The organism is Knoellia flava TL1 (assembly GCF_000768675.1).
Lineage (GTDB): Bacteria > Actinomycetota > Actinomycetes > Actinomycetales > Dermatophilaceae > Knoellia > Knoellia flava.
In genome coordinates this window covers 1-14,573 of sequence record NZ_AVPI01000050.1, presented here as the reverse complement: position 1 = coordinate 14,573, position 14,573 = coordinate 1, and the positions used below count along the sequence as shown (strand labels likewise).

The 14,573-nt window shown below is 72.6% G+C and carries 15 protein-coding genes and 1 riboswitch; of the genes, 4 read left to right on the top strand and 11 right to left on the bottom strand.

Going from position 1 to position 14,573, the window contains the following annotated elements; all coding sequences use genetic code 11:
- Positions 1-234: 234 nt before the first annotated feature.
- The gene (locus N798_RS13830; RefSeq protein WP_035949418.1) at positions 235-672 is read right to left on the bottom strand and encodes an SRPBCC family protein; all 438 of its coding nucleotides are present in this window, start codon (positions 670-672) and stop codon (positions 235-237) included.
- Between the two features lie 138 nt (positions 673-810).
- On the opposite strand from N798_RS13830, the gene N798_RS13825 reads away from it, so the two are divergent.
- Positions 811-1,410, top strand: coding sequence for a GNAT family N-acetyltransferase (locus tag N798_RS13825; RefSeq protein WP_035949427.1), 600 nt, complete (start codon positions 811-813; stop codon positions 1,408-1,410).
- A 72-nt stretch (positions 1,411-1,482) separates the two neighbouring features.
- Here the strand turns inward: N798_RS13825 and N798_RS13820 are convergent, their stop codons facing one another.
- The gene (locus tag N798_RS13820; RefSeq protein WP_035949415.1) at positions 1,483-1,908 is read right to left on the bottom strand and encodes an SRPBCC family protein; all 426 of its coding nucleotides are present in this window, start codon (positions 1,906-1,908) and stop codon (positions 1,483-1,485) included.
- Positions 1,909-1,953: 45 nt separating this feature from the next.
- Here N798_RS13820 and N798_RS17535 point away from each other — a divergent pair, with 45 nt between their 5' ends.
- Entirely contained in the window at positions 1,954-3,099 is a 1,146-nt protein-coding gene (locus N798_RS17535; protein WP_052117364.1) for a winged helix DNA-binding domain-containing protein, read from the top strand.
- A gap of 12 nt (positions 3,100-3,111) precedes the next feature.
- On the opposite strand, the gene N798_RS13810 is transcribed toward N798_RS17535, so the two are convergent.
- Positions 3,112-3,579 (bottom strand): VOC family protein, encoded by a 468-nt coding sequence (locus tag N798_RS13810; protein ID WP_035949413.1) that lies wholly within the window; start codon positions 3,577-3,579, stop codon positions 3,112-3,114.
- A 278-nt stretch (positions 3,580-3,857) separates the two neighbouring features.
- A complete protein-coding gene (locus tag N798_RS13805; protein ID WP_035949411.1) occupies positions 3,858-4,259 on the bottom strand; it encodes a LysM peptidoglycan-binding domain-containing protein in 402 nt (133 codons plus the stop codon).
- Between the two features lie 186 nt (positions 4,260-4,445).
- Here N798_RS13805 and lexA point away from each other — a divergent pair, with 186 nt between their 5' ends.
- Positions 4,446-5,195 carry a transcriptional repressor LexA gene (lexA, locus tag N798_RS13800; protein ID WP_035949408.1) on the top strand — a complete coding sequence of 250 codons (750 nt, stop codon included), beginning with the start codon at positions 4,446-4,448 and terminating at the stop codon, positions 5,193-5,195.
- 3 nt (positions 5,196-5,198) lie between these two features.
- Here lexA and N798_RS13795 read toward each other — a convergent pair whose 3' ends face one another.
- The gene (locus N798_RS13795; RefSeq protein ID WP_084100729.1) at positions 5,199-6,095 is read right to left on the bottom strand and encodes a Sir2 family NAD-dependent protein deacetylase; all 897 of its coding nucleotides are present in this window, start codon (positions 6,093-6,095) and stop codon (positions 5,199-5,201) included.
- A gap of 119 nt (positions 6,096-6,214) precedes the next feature.
- The gene (locus N798_RS13790; RefSeq protein ID WP_035949405.1) at positions 6,215-6,433 is read right to left on the bottom strand and encodes a hypothetical protein; all 219 of its coding nucleotides are present in this window, start codon (positions 6,431-6,433) and stop codon (positions 6,215-6,217) included.
- 300 nt (positions 6,434-6,733) lie between these two features.
- On the opposite strand from N798_RS13790, the gene N798_RS13785 reads away from it, so the two are divergent.
- Positions 6,734-7,669, top strand: a complete 936-nt coding sequence (locus N798_RS13785) for a LysR family transcriptional regulator (RefSeq protein ID WP_035949403.1) — start codon at positions 6,734-6,736, stop codon at positions 7,667-7,669.
- A 48-nt stretch (positions 7,670-7,717) separates the two neighbouring features.
- Here the strand turns inward: N798_RS13785 and N798_RS13780 are convergent, their stop codons facing one another.
- The 5 genes from N798_RS13780 to N798_RS13760 form a co-directional block, all read right to left on the bottom strand.
- A complete protein-coding gene (locus N798_RS13780) occupies positions 7,718-10,042 on the bottom strand; it encodes a ComEC/Rec2 family competence protein (protein WP_052117366.1) in 2,325 nt (774 codons plus the stop codon).
- Between the two features lie 131 nt (positions 10,043-10,173).
- Positions 10,174-11,184, bottom strand: a complete 1,011-nt coding sequence (locus tag N798_RS17875; RefSeq protein WP_084100723.1) for a ComEA family DNA-binding protein — start codon at positions 11,182-11,184, stop codon at positions 10,174-10,176.
- Positions 11,185-11,275: 91 nt separating this feature from the next.
- Positions 11,276-11,887: a glycerol-3-phosphate acyltransferase gene (locus tag N798_RS13770; protein WP_052117363.1), complete on the bottom strand. Its 612-nt coding sequence runs from the start codon at positions 11,885-11,887 to the stop codon at positions 11,276-11,278.
- 12 nt (positions 11,888-11,899) lie between these two features.
- A complete protein-coding gene (locus N798_RS13765; protein ID WP_035949398.1) occupies positions 11,900-12,745 on the bottom strand; it encodes a DegV family protein in 846 nt (281 codons plus the stop codon).
- A 54-nt stretch (positions 12,746-12,799) separates the two neighbouring features.
- A complete protein-coding gene (locus tag N798_RS13760; RefSeq protein WP_035949396.1) occupies positions 12,800-14,269 on the bottom strand; it encodes an aminotransferase class V-fold PLP-dependent enzyme in 1,470 nt (489 codons plus the stop codon).
- A 44-nt stretch (positions 14,270-14,313) separates the two neighbouring features.
- Positions 14,314-14,428: riboswitch (SAM riboswitch) on the bottom strand.
- Between the last annotated feature and the right edge of the window lie 145 nt (positions 14,429-14,573).

The window sequence follows — 14,573 nt, the reverse complement described above, 5'->3', positions numbered from 1 at the left end:
CCGCCGCCCGGACCGCGTCCGCGGCCGGGACCGCGACCGGGCATGCCGCGGCGGGCGCCGCGCTCGGTGGGACGGGGGTCGTCACTGCCGACGTGTGGGTGGGGGTGGGACCTCATGACAGGTCTCCTTCCTGCTGCTGTGGCACTACGTCTTGCAGTGCTTACACCATTACACAACTACAGGATGGAGCCACGCATTCCCGACGGCAACGACGTCGACGCACCACCTCGGGTGTCAACCGGTCATGCCGCGGGCGAGCCGGCCCAGGGCGTCCTCCCAGTGCTGGAGGTCGCCACGCGGGTCGCCGGCGATGCCGTGGCCCTCGTGGTAGAGGTCGACCTTGGTCCCGTCACCGTCCGCGTGCAGCTGGACGTCGAGCAGGCTGAGGGGGCCGTCCTCGTGCGGGTGCCACGTGACCCGGACCTGCTCGAGGGGGTGGAAGCTGCGGACCACGCCGTAGGTGCCGTCCGCCGCCTTCCACGGCTCGCCCTTACTGCCGAGGCGGGCGCCCTCGCCGAGGATGGCCTCGGTGCCCTCCGGGCTCACGAGGTGGCGCCACACCTCGTCGGCCGACGCCGGGACGGTGGCGGTGGCGTGCACGCCCATCGGCGGATCCGTCTCGGAGAGGGCCTCCCTGCTGTCGTCGGGAAGTGCGTCGACCTCACTGCTCATGCCAGACCTCCGTCGCCGTGGCCGGCCCCGGATGGGCGGGCCCCACGGGACAAGTCGACCGCGAGAACGCCTTCGTGGCAACAGTCCGCGAGGAGGAGATCCGGTCGGAGGTCGGAGGGCGCGGGCAGAATGCCGCTCATGACGACCGAGCCCGTGTGGGAGACGCACCCCGTGACACCGTCGCGGTTCGACGACTTCGCCACGGTCGTCAACCCGAACCGTCGCGCCACCCACTGCTGGTGCCTCTCCCACCGACTCACAGCCGCAGAGATCACGGAGCTCGGCGGCGAGGGTGCCGACCAGCGCGAGCAGGCCGCCCGCGCGCTCGGCCGCCGCACGCACCCGCCGGGCGTCGTCACCTACCTCGACGGTGAGCCGGTGGGTTGGTGCAGCATCAGCCCGCGATCGGAGATCACGCGCCTCGACCGCTCGAAGCTCATGCCGCCCACCGACGACGTCCCCGTCTGGAGCATCATCTGCGTCGTCGTGCGCAGCGGCTTCCGCAAGCGCGGCGTCACCGGTCACCTCCTCGATGGCGCCGTCGACTGGGCGAGGTCGCAGGGCGCACCGGCGGTCGAGGCCCACCCGGTCGACCCGAAGGGCCGGATGGACCTCACGATGGCCTTCGTCGGTACGCGCTCGATGTTCGAGAAGGCCGGCTTCGAGGTGGTCGGCACGACCGACGCGGTGGCGAGCAAGATGCCCCGACTCACGATGCGTCGCACCCTCACGACCTGAGGACGCCTGTCGGCGATCCCGTATGCCGGCCCGCCCCCGTTCCCCCGCCGCACCACGGCGCAAGTCGCGGCGTCAGACCGTGCCCTCGCACCTCGCCTTGAGCCCGGCGGCCTCGGTCGCGAGGTAGCGGTCGGTGAGCCTCGTGAAGAAGAGCCGGCCCATGAGAGCCCCGACCGGGCCGGCCTGCTCGACCGACAGGCGCACCCTCGAGCCGTAACCGGTGGCGGAGATGCGGTGCCGTGCGGTCGTGCGGACGCCGGGGCCCGTCGCCACCCACGTGAACCCGGCGCCGGGGTCGAGCTCGGTGACGACGTACTCCGTCGGTGGCAGTTTCGGCTGCTCCACGCGCACCCGCGACCCGAGCCCGAGGCTGTCCGCGTCGAGCCTCGTCACGGAGGTGACCGTCTCGGTCCACTCCGGCCAGCGCTCGACGTCGCTCATGACCTCCCAGACCCGGGCGGGTGGGGCGTCGATGTCGATCTCCCTGCTCTGCTCCATCCCGCCATCCTCGCGCGTGTCGGCCCTGCACGACAGGATGTCGCCATGACTCGCAGCGAGAGCCCGCGCGCGCCCCGCTCCGTCAGCCGCGACTGGGTGCTGCGCCGCCGCCTCGCCGTCCAGCGCCTCGCCTCGGCACCCCTGCCCCGTCCGGCCGACGTCGTGCGCCTGCTCACCTGCGTCCAGAGCCAAGACGCGCCCCTCGCTGCACACTCCCTCGCGATGCGGTCGCGCACGACGACGTATGCCGGCGTGCTGGCCGCGCAGGCGAGCGGCGCCTTCGTGCGCACCCACATCCTGAGGCCGACGTGGCACCACGTCGCACCCGAGGACCTGCGCTGGATCCAGGCGCTCACCGGCGGCAAGGTCGAGTCCTCGGACGCCGCCCGCCAACGTCAGCTCGGCATCACGCCCGACGTCATCGAGCGCGGGCTCGACCTGCTGCAAGAGCTCCTCGCGGGAGGGCGCGCCATGACCCGCAAGGAGCTCGGCCCGCACTTCGCCGAGCGGGGCCTCCCCGGGCCCGGGGAAGCGATGGCCCACCAGCTCATCTGTGCAGAGGTGCGCTCGGTCATCTGCTCCGGGCCACCACGTGGGACCGAGCACACCTACGTCCTCGTCGACGACGTCGTGCCCCCGGCGCCGTCGGACCAGTGGTCTCGCGAGCAGTCGGTCGTCGAGTTGACGCACCGCTTCTACGCCGGGCACGGACCCGCCTCCGAGCGCGACCTCCAGCGGTGGAGCGGGCTCACCCTCACCGAGATCCGCACAGCCACCGCCGAGCTCACGACCTCGCGGGGCCTGCGCGACTCACACCCGCTCGAGGCGGTCGAGTGCGCGGGCGAGACGTTGTGGTTCGACCCGTCGGTGTCGGCGCGCACGACACGTGAGCACACGGCATACCTGCTGTCGACGTTCGACGAAGCGGCGCTGATCTACCCGACCACGGGCTTCCCGCGCCGCAACCACGACGCCGACCGGACCCGGCTCGTGTCGGAGGCCGGCGGCGGGGTCGTCGTCGTCGACGGTCGCGACATCGGGACGTTCAAGCGGAAGGTCGAGGCGAAGCGCGTCGTCGTCACCGTCCGGCCCGAGGTCGACCTCACCTCTCCGGAACGGGACGGGGTCGCCGAGGCAGCGGCGTTCCTCGCGAGCTTCCACGAGCTCCCGCTCGAGCTCGTCATCGCCTGACGAGCGACCCGCTCAGGCGTCGTTGACTCCAAACCCCTCGCGCTGCGCGCGCTCGTGGGAGTCCTCGGTCTCCTCGAAGAGCGTGACCGTGAGACCCGCCGGTGCGTCGAGGCGCGAGTTGAGCGACAGCCACGGCGTGAGGACGGGCTCGGCGACCACGCGTGCTCCCGCCTCGGCGGCCTCGCGCGTGGCACTCGCCGAGTCGTCGACCTCGAAGGCGATCCGGATCTTCGGGCTCGGAGTGCCGGCGGCCTCGACCCGGTCGATCGCCACCTTGTGCCCGGGGCTCGCGATCTCGAACGTCGCGCGTCCGGCCTCGAGGATCGCCACGCGATCGTCACCTCCCTCGGAGAACGCCGCGATCTCGTCCATGCCGAGGACGTCGCGGTAGAACCGCACCGCCTCGTCGTAGTCCTCGGCCTCGACGACCACCCGAAGCTGCCGAACCCTCTGCACGCGCCCACCACTGGATTCCGTCATGCACCGTCCAAGCGTTCCCCACCCCGACTTATTGCCCAGAAGCGACATCCAGGCCCGCACTTCGGCCGTCCGGATGTCGCGTCTGGGCAATAAGTCGGGGGCAGGCGCTGCTGACGGAGCGAACGTCTGCCGCCGCCCGGGCGCGCAAAGGGCGCCCCGCGAAAGATGGCGGGGCGCCCTCCGTGCTGAGCCGGCGAGGGGTCGAAGCTCGCCCTGGGACTCAGGTCCGAGCCGGGGTCGAAGCGGCTCGGAGTGCGTGGGTCGTCAGTGCACGGCGGTCAGCCCTGCGGGATGACGACGGTCTGGCCGGCGCGCACCTGGGCGCTGCTCAGCCCGTTGGCGAGCTGGATCTCGGCGACCGCGGTCGCGAGCGAGGTGCCGCTCATGTGCTCGGCGGCGACCTGCGACAGCGTCTGGCCTTGCTCGACGGTGACGGTGACCGGGGCTCCCGAGGCTGACGCCCCACCGGTGAGCCCGACGAGCGCCGCGACGAGGGCGACGAGCAGGACGGTCGTCGTGATGGCGAGTCGGCCCGCGCGCGTCAGTCGCAGCGCCGGAGCCGGCGTGCGACGGACGGCGTCACCGGTCGGGACGAGAACGAGCCGCGGACGCTCCGGGCGACGCGTCGGGAGCGGGACGGCATACCCGGCTGCCCTGTCGTCGTAGGCGACTGCACTCATGGGGTCCTCCTGGGTCGAAAGGACGTTCGATAGAACGCCTGTACGATTTCTAGCACGGATGTTCGAGGACTTCAAGACACGCGTCGAACAGATGTTTGAAACACCTGCTCGAACTCCGTACGCTGAAGCCATGTCAGGAAGCCAATCAGGCACCACTGACAACGCCCTTTCGCAAGGAGAACGAGCATGAGCGACAAGCGCCGCCAGGCCGCCGACGACGTGGTCCACGAGCTGCCCGACCGCGACCCCGGCGACGGCACGCTCACCGTGCGTCAGCGCAAGGTCCTCGACGTCATCCGCAACTCCGTCGACCGCCGCGGCTATCCGCCGAGCATGCGCGAGATCGGGCAGGCGGTCGGCCTCACCTCCCCCAGCTCGGTGTCGCACCAGCTCAACGCCCTCGAGAAGAAGGGCTACCTGCGGCGCGACCCCAACCGCCCGCGCGCCCTCGAGGTCGTCTCCCCCGACACCCCGAGCGACATCCGCGGCTACCGCGGCGGGGCGACCCCCAACGACCTGGACGCGGACCTCGACCCGACCGGGTCCGGCGACGTCCGTCCCGAGGCGAGCTACGTCCCGGTCCTCGGCCAGATCGCGGCCGGCGTGCCGATCCTCGCGGAGGAGACCGTCGACGAGGTCTTCCCGCTGCCGAAGCAGATCGTCGGCGAGGGCTCGCTCTTCCTCCTCAAGGTCGTCGGCGAGTCGATGATCGACGCCGCCATCTGCGACGGCGACTGGGTCGTCGTCCGCCAGCAGCCGACGGCCGACAACGGCGACATCGTCGCGGCGATGCTCGACAACGAGGCGACCGTCAAGACCTTCAAGCGCAAGGACGGCAAGGTGTGGCTGCTGCCGCACAACCCGGCCTTCGACCCGATCGACGGGGACCACGCGACGATCCTCGGCAAGGTGACCGCGGTCCTGCGCCGCGTCTGACCCTCAGCCCGCCCGGTCGGCCCGCTCCCCCACCTCGCGGGCCAGCGCCGACAACGTGACGCCGAGCGACGCATCGATCCGATGCGTCGTCTCGGCGTCCCCGCGCGTGGGACCCCGCGTGATGACGACGACCGGTATGCCGTGTGCGGCCGCCCGCCGCACGAACCGGTAGCCGCTCATCACCTTGAGCGAGGAGCCGAGGACGACGAGCACCGGAGCCTCGTCGGTGAGCGAGAAGCAGAGGTCGACCCGGTCACGCGGGACGGCGCCACCGAAGAAGACGACGTCCGGCTTGAGGGTGTCGTCGCCGCACACGAGGCACCGTGGCGCGAGGAATGACCGGACCGCCTCGTCGGCGAGCACGATGTCGCCGTCCGGGCGGATCTGGCTGCTCACCTGCGAGCCGTCGGGGACCGACCCGAGGGCTCGGGAGGCAAAGCCCGGGTTCGCATCGTCCATGAAGGCCTGGACGAGGTCGCGGTCCACCCGCTCGCCGCACGTGAGGCAGACGACCTCGGCGAGCGACCCGTGGAGCTCGGTGACCTCGCGCGTGCCTGCCTCCTGGTGGAGACCGTCGACGTTCTGCGTGATGACGGGTCCGAAGACACCGGCGGCCTGGAGGTCGGTCACGGCGAGGTGCCCGGCGTTGGGCTCGGCCGCGGTGAACCGCTGCCAGCCGATGAAGCTGCGCGCCCAGTAGCGCTGGCGCGCCTCGCTCGTCGCCGTGAACTCCTGGTGCGACATCGGCGTCACCCGGCGGTTGCCGTCGGGTCCGCGGTAGTCCGGGATGCCGCTCTCGGTCGACATCCCCGCGCCCGTGAGGACGAGCGCCGGTCCGTGAGCGCGCAGCAGTGCCGCCACCTCGGCGACCGTCGCGGTCACGGGTCCGTCGGCTGTCACCGACTCATCGTAGGCAGGTCGCGCCGACAGGACCTCGGCCCCGCTCGCTCCCGCGGCCACCGCACTGCCTGCGCCCGGCTCCTCCACGGGGCCGGGGCCACCCACGCCCCTGCCGAGGGTCACGCGTCGGGACGCGCCGCCTCGTGCAGGACGGCGGCGGCCGACATCCACTGGTGGTCCGTGCGCGTGCGCCCCGCGTGGGCGCCCGCTCCGCACCGGCACGACCAGCACCAGTTCCCGGTGGCGGCGCGGAACACGTCGGCCCGGTGGTGGGCCCGCACGTGGGTCCGGGCACGGGTCGCCGTGCGCACGCTCCGCAGGAACTCCGGAGTCGTCATCGCCCTCACCTCACTCGTCACTCGCCGGGACAGCAGCTCTGGTGCACGAGTGCCGACGTCACCATCGAGCGCCAGTCCACTGTCGATCGTCCCGCGTGCCCGCCCGCGCCGCACCCGCATTTCCAGCGCCAGCACCTCAGCGCATCGCACACGACGCTGGGGTGGTGGGAGCGTCGGACGGTCCGACGGCGGGGGTGGGTGCTCATGCAAGGAAGGAGGCCACGTCCCGACCCGAGATACACCATCACCCCGCGACGCGAGGACTGGAGTTTCGATAACCGTGCGTTATAGGATTCATCCATGATCGACGCCGCAGGTCTCCGTGTCATGCGCGCCATCGCCGACGAAGGCAGCTTCACGGCGGCGGCCCTCTCCCTCGGCTACTCGCAGCCGGCCATCTCGCAGATGGTCCGTCGCCTCGAGACCCGCACCGGGACGACCCTCGTCGAGCGGGTCGGCCGCAGCGTCCGGCTCACCGAGGCCGGTGCCGTCCTCGCCCGCCACGCAGGACCGGTCCTCTCGGCCCTCGACGCCGCCGAGGAGGAGGTCGCCGCGATCGCCGGTCTGCGCTCCGGCCGCGTCCGGCTCATGGCCTTCCCCAGCGCCTCGGCCACCCTCGTGCCCAAGGCTCTCGCCAAGGTCAAGGCCGAGCACCCGGGGGTGACCATCACCTTCAGCGAGGCCGAGCCGCGCGAGTCCCTCGCCGCGCTGCGTGCGGGCGAGTGCGACCTCGCCGTTGCCTTCGTCTACGAGGGCACCGACCTCGGGCGAGGCGAGGAGGACCTCGACGCCTTCGTCACCACGCCCCTGCTCGACGACGAGGTGCTGCTCGCCGTCCCGCACGACCACGAGCTCGCGAGCGCCAAGAAGGCCGACATGGCCGCGCTCCAGGACGAGACGTGGATCGCGGGCTGCCCGCGCTGCCGCGGCCACCTCCTCCAGCTCGCGAGCACCGCGGGCTACGTCCCCGACATCGCCTACGAGACCGAGGACTACGTCGCGGTCATGGGCCTCATCGCCGAGGGTCTCGGGGTCGCGGTGATCCCCGACCTCATCCTCAAGACGGTCCACCACGAGGACGTCGTCGCCCTGCCCATGACCCCGGCGTCGCGCCGGCACATCGTCGCGGTGACGACACCGGACCTCCAGCGGGTGCCCGCCGTCAAGGCCACGCTCGACGCCCTCGTCGACAGCGCGCGCAGCTCGAGGGCGAAGCCCTCCCGCGCCTCCCGCTGACCTCCCTGGTCCACCCCCGCCCGAGCCGCCGTCCGCCCTCGCCGGTGGTCAGCGTGCGGTGACCACGGTGAGCCGCCCGCGGCCGTCCTCGACGACGGCGACGTGGCCGTCGCGGTCGGTGCGGTGGACGGCATACCCGTTGCGCGCGAGCATCGTGAGGTGCGCCGAGGTCGGGTGTCCGTAGTCGTTGTCCTTCCCCACCGACACCACAGCGACCGGTGCGCGCACCGCTGCCATGAGCCCCGCGTCGAGGTTCGCGCTGCCGTGGTGCGGGGTCTTGACGACGTCGAACCGCTCGGCGGCGCCGGCCATCGAGCCGTCGCGCCGCAGCCGTAGCAGGAGGTCGTGGGCCGCCTCGCGCTCGACGTCACCGAGGAGGAGGGCGTCGACCTCACCCACGTGCACGGCGAGGACGACGCTCGCGTTGTTGGGCACCGACCCCGCGTCGATCCGGCGGACCGGCGCCCACACCTCCGCGCGCACCTCCCCGAACGTCAGCCGGTCGCCTGCCGCCAGGGCGGACGTCGGTATGCCGTCCGCCCGCGTCCACGACTCCACCTCCCGCACCTGCCAGGCGGGTTCGGCAACCGGCGAGGTGAGCACCTGGCCGACCGAGCGGCCGTCGAGCACGCCCGGCAGGCCCTCGACATGGTCGGCGTGGAAGTGGGTGAGGACGACCGCGTCGACGACGTCGACCCCGAGCGAGTCGAGGCACCCGTCCACGGCGGGCGGGTCCGGACCGGCGTCGACGACGAGGGCCCGGCTGGGTCCGGTGCGCACCACGGCGGCGTCACCCTGCCCGACATCGCAGAAGACGATCCGCCACCCGGTCGGCGGCCACGTGACGACACGCGTCGGCAGCACCCCGGCGACGAGGACCCCGACCACGCCGAGAGCCATCGTCGGCCGGAGCAGCGCGAACCGCGCCAGCCACCGGGCGGTGAGAACGACGAGCACCGTGACCGCGGCGAGGAGGAGTGCGCCGAGACCGCCGTCGGGCCAGGGCATCGTCCCTCCCGGCACGTCGGACATGACCCGCGCGATCCGCGCGATGCCGAGTGTCGGCACGGCCCCGAGCCACCCCACGAGCCGTGCCGGTCCGTCGGCGACGACCGACACGACGGCGGCGACGACGCCGGCGACTGTCGCGGGTGCGACGAGCGGCGCGGCCAGCAGGTTCGCGAGGACGCCGATGACGCTCACCGACCCCTGCAGCAGCACGACGAGCGGAGCGCACATACCCTGGGCCGCGACCGGGATCGCGACGGCCGGTCCGAGGAACGCCAGCCGCGCGGGCAGGTGGCGGGCGATGGCGTCACCCCACGGCCGCGTGAAGAGCAGCAGCCCCAGCGTCGCAAGGGCGGACAGGGCGAACCCGAACGAGCGAGCCATCCACGGGTCGACGACGAGGACGACGACGAGGGCCCCGGCGAGGACGGGGAGACCGGTGCTGCGACGTGACCGGCTCACGCCGATGAGCCCGATGAGCCCCATCGCGGCCGCGCGCACGACACTCGGCTCGGGACGCGCGAGCACGACGAACCCGACGATCGCGAGCGCCACCACCCACGGCCGGCACCGTCGTGGCATCCCCACGAGCACGCAGAGCCCGAGCACCATCCCGCCGACGACGGCGATGTTGGAGCCGGACACGGCGGTGAGGTGGGTCATCCCGGTCGCCTGCATGGCCTCGGTGAGGTCGGGAGGCGTGCGACTCGTGTCTCCGATGACGAGTCCCGGCAGCAGCCCACGCGCGTCGGCGGGCGTGCCGTCCACCGACCGACGCAGCCCTGCGCGCAGGTGCTCCGCGACCCGCGCCGCCCGGCCCGCAGGAGCCACGACGTCGTGCGAGGCGACGCTGACGACGGCGAGCTCGGCACGGCCCGGATCGGGCGGGGCCAGTCGTCCGCGCACCCTCACTCGCTCGTGCCACCTCACCTCGAGCAGGTCCGTCTCCCCCCGCAGCAGCACCGGTGCGTGAGCGCGCGTCAGCCGCCCCCGCCCCTCGACCTCGTATGCCGTCGCTCTCGCGAGAACGACCGGCTCACGACCCGCGCGGCTCGCCGGTGTGAAGGGGTCGGAGGTGATCGTCACCTCGACCGTGACGACAGCCCTGGCCTCGGTGAGGGTGTCGAGGTCACCGACCGAACGCAACACGTGTTGTCCGTTGGCTGCGACCTGGAGCAGCAACGCGACCGACACGACGAGCAAGGCACTGGGCCAGCGCCCGCGCCACACGCACAGCACGACGGCCGCCACGACCAGAGCGGCCGTGAGGACCCATCGGCCCGTCGGCCCCCACGTGATCGTCGCGGACAGGAGCGCCCATCCGACGAGCGCGGGCAGGAGCATCCGGAGGTCACTGAACCTCACGACGTCGCGCTGCCACTCCCACTCGAGGTCGCCACTCCGGTCGCCAGGCGTCCCTTCTCGACCGGGTGACGCAGCCGCCACAAGTGGTACGTGCTGCCCGTCGCGTCCGGTCGACGACCGCGACGGCGCCGTCACAACGTCACCTTCGGAGTCAGCTGCGCGAGCAGCTTCTCACCGATGCCGCTCACCTCGCCGAGCTCCTCGATGCTCGTGAACCTGCCGTGCTCGGTGCGCCAGTCGAGGATCCGCTGCGCGAGGACGGGACCGACACCCGGCAACGTGTCGAGGGCCGCAAGGTCTGCGCTGTTGAGCGACACCGTGCCGCCCGAACCCCCGGACGCCCCCGACCCGCCACCGCTGCCTCCACTGCTGCCACCTCCGCCACTGCTGCCGTCCGGACCACCTGCGGCGCCGGCGGCCGGCACGCTCTCCCCCGGTCGGGGCACGTGCACCTGTTCACCGTCGACGAGCACGCGGGCGAGGTTGACCGCCGCGAGGTCCGCGGTCGGAGTCGCTCCCCCGGCCGCCGTCACGGCGTCACCGACCCGCGCGCCCGTGGGCATGCGGTAGACGCCGGGACGGCGCACCTGCCCGACCACGTGCACGACGAGCACGGCCGCGGCACTCGCGCTTGCCGCCCGTGCGTCCGTGGCGCCTCCCGAAGTCGCGCTGCCCGTCGGTGACGCGCGCGAGAGCGTCGACGTCCCCCGGCTCACGCCCGCCGGTCCAGCATCGGGGCGGGCGCCCACCGGAGCGCCAGCACCTCCGCCGGCGAACCAGACCCGCACACCGAAGACGAGGACCACGAGAACGATGACGACGAGCACTGCGACGGCGGCGGAGCGGCTGGGTGCCCAACGCGCGCCGCGCAGGCTCGACGGCAGCTCGAAGACCGGTGGCCGGCCGACCTCGACCGGTCGGTGCCTTCCGCGGGTCACACCCTGGTCGAGGGCCTCGCCGTCGTGGTCGCCGGAGTCCGGGAAGGGAGTCGGTGTCGCGCCAGGGAGAACAGGGCCACCGCTCGAGGTGCCACCACTCGAGGCTCCACCACTCGAGGTGTCGCCCCCTGGTCTCGGCCCGGCCGCGCGCACCCGCGCCCGCGCGCGAGGTGAGACGGCCTCGGGGCGGCGGCGGGACGGCATACGGCGACGCTAGGGAGAGCGTGACGATGACCCAACCCGTCGGGCGTCGACCTGTGGACGACGACCACCGAGCGTCCCGCCTGTGGACGAGTCAGCCCGCGAGCCGGCCCGCCCAGATCTGGATGTTGCGGCGATGCCGCAGCAGGACGAGCAGGGCCACGAGCGCGAGCCACACCCCGACACCGCGGTCCACGCCACTGGTGGCGCGCACGGCCAGAACCACCCCGGCCCCGAGGAGGAACGTCGTCGCCACGACCGACGCGTCACCGAGACGCTTGACGAACAGCAGGCACAGGACGAAGACGACGAGCGCGGCCAGTGCCACCCAAGGCACGACCGCGAGCATCGCGCCGAGCGACGTCGCGACCCCCTTGCCACCGCGTCCACCAAGGCAGGGGCTGTAGATGTGGCCGAGCACGCAGGCCACCCCTGCGACGAGCGCGACCCAGGTCCCCAGGGTCCGCAGCACGACGAACGTCGGCAGGAACCCCTTGAGCACGTCGAGCAGGCCGACGACGATGCCCCACTTGCGGCCGATGACCCGCCCGAGGTTCGTCGCTCCTGGGTTGCCCGAACCGACGCTCGAGACCTCGATGCCGCGCCGGCGGCCGACGATGGTCGCCGGGTTGATGCCACCGATCGCGAAGCACACCGTCGCCACGACGAGGACCAGGAGCACCTGGGCCGGGACGGCGAGACTCACGAGGCGCCCCGGTCAGGCTCGCGGGCTCACCGCGATGGCGAGCGTGCCCGGGCCGACGTGGGCCCCGACGACGGCGCCGAGCTCCACGACGACGAGCTCACCAAGCGCGTCGACGCGTGACCGCAGTCGCTCGGCGAGCTTCTCAGCGCGCTCGAGCGAGTCGAGGTGGTGCACCGCGACGTCGACCTCCCCCGCACGCATTGCCGCCTCGACCGCAAGCTCCTCGAGCCGGGCGATGGCACGCGAGGAGGTCCGGACCCGTTCGAGCGGCACGATCGCCCCGTCGACGAGCCCGAGGATCGGCTTGATCGCCAGCGCCGAGCCGAGGAGCGCGTTGGCCTTGCCGATCCGGCCGCCGCGGCGCAGGTGCTCGAGGGTGTCGACGTAAAAGACGACCGTCGCGCCCTCGCACCGCGCCCTCACGACGTCGGCCACCTCCTCCGCGGAAGCCCCGCCGGAGGCGAGGTCGGCGCCCGCGAGGACGGCATACCCCATCGCCATGCCCATGGACCGGCTGTCGACGACGGTCACGGGCACGGGCGACTGGTTCGCCGCGAGCTGGGCCGAGCCGAGGGTGCTCGACATGTCGGAGGAGATGTGGACCGACACGATGGCGTCGGCGCCCTTGTCGGCGAGCTGACGGTAGACGTCGAGGAACGCCTGCGGCGACGGCCGGCTCGTCGACACCGGCCGGAACCGGCGCAGCGCCTCGGCCACCTCGTCGGGCCCGACGTCGACGCCTTCACGGCGTTCCTGCCCACCGACGACGACGTGGAGGGGCACGACCCCGATCCCGCGCGCCGTCACGACCTCCGGGGACAGGTAGGCCGTCGAGTCGGTGACGAGAGCGGTGGTCACGCTCCGAGGCTAGTGGTCAGGACGCCCCCGAAGGTGCCGCGCGCCGCGACGCGGTCACCACGGCAGGTCGACGAGCGTCTCGCGCTGGTCCCCCACGGGAACCCAGCCGCGCCCCTCGACCTGCTCGTATGCCGTCCCCGGCCCGTCCGCGGCCAAGCTCGCCACGGCGGCGAGGAGGCGCTCGACGTGCTCGTGCGTCGTCGCCAGCCCGGCGCTGACCCGGACGGCGGTCGTCACGCTCGCCTCCTCGTCGGAGAGGAGGGTGTCGACGAGGAGGTGCGCGCAGAACTTGCCGTCACGCACGCCGATGCCGTGCTCGGCGGACAGCGCCGCGGACACGAGGCTCGACTCGATGCCGTCGACCGTGAACGTCACGACCGGCGCGCGGTCGGCGTCGTCGCCGAAGATGCTGAACGTCTCGACGCCCTCGATGGCGCGCAGCCCGTCGACGAGGCGCTCGGTGACAGCGCGCTCGTGCGACTCGATGGCGCCGCGGTGCTCGCGGATCGTCGCGCAGGCGGCGGCGAGGGCGACCGCGCCGAGCACGTTGGGGGTGCCACCCTCGTGCCGGGCCGGGCCGGTCTTCCATGTCGTCGACAGCGCACCGACGGCGGCGGTGGCGCCGCCTCCGGCGAGGTAGGGCGCAGCCTTGTCGAGCCAGTCGGCGCGACCGACGAGCACGCCGGCGCCGTAGGGCGCATAGATCTTGTGGCCGCTGAACGCGACGTAGTCGACGCCGAGGGTCTCGAGGTCGACGCGGCGGTGGCCGACGAGCTGGGCGGCGTCGAGCGCCACGCGGGCTCCCCGGGCCCGGGCGATCGCGGCGAGCCGGCCGACCCGCCAGTACTCACCCGTGACGTTGGAGGCCCCGCTGAGGACGACGAGGATCGACGAGCTCGTGCTCCGCTTGAGCGCGTCGCGCAGGAGCGCCTCGGCGTCCGTGTGCGTGAGCGGCACGGGGAGGCGCGTCGTCCGGCGCTCCTCCCACGGCAGCAGGGTGGCGTGGTGCTCGGTCGCGAAGACGATGACCTGCGTCCGACGCGGGAGCGCGCGAGCGAGCATGTTGAAGGAGTCCGTGGTGTTGCGGGTGAAGACGACCTCGTCGCCCTCGCGGGCACCGACGAAGCGGGCCACCTCCTCGCGCGCCGCCTCGTAGTAGTGGCTCGAGACCTGGCTCGTCCACCCCTGGCCACGGTGAACGCTCGAGTAGGTCGCCGTTGCGCGCTCCACCGCGCTCACGACGTGGGCGAGTGCCGGGGTTGAGGCACCGTGGTCGAAGTTGGCGTACTCGACGCGGCGGCCGTCACACGTCGGCACGAGAGGCGTCGCGACGACCTCCGGCAGGCCGGCCGGGACGACCCCGTATGCCGTCCGCTCCCCTTCGTCGGTGGCGGGGACTGCCGTCACGGGGGCGGCAGTCGCGGGCGCGGCCGGGGACGGCGTGAGCGGGGCGGGGACGGAGCGCAGCCACGGCTGGCGGCGCTCACGGGTGACGGTGTGCGGAATCGAGCTGGCGATGGACATCTGCTGCTCCCTGGAGAGTCGTTGGACTCTCGAGGTAACTCGGAAGTCCGCGCTTGCCGACTGCGTTGCTGCAGCCGACCAGGTCGTCACCCGGAGCACCCCACCGCGGAGGAGGGTTGCCGACCAGCAAGCCGGGGCTATGCGCTGGTACTCATGACCTTGGGTCAGGACTCTATCGACGGGTCGGGATGGGCGTCACCCGTCGTCCACGATCCGATATCCACCTCCGCCCGACACGCGCCGGCGTTCTCGACACCGGGTGGCGGAGAGCTCACGACATGCCGTTGACGCGGAAAAGAGCGTG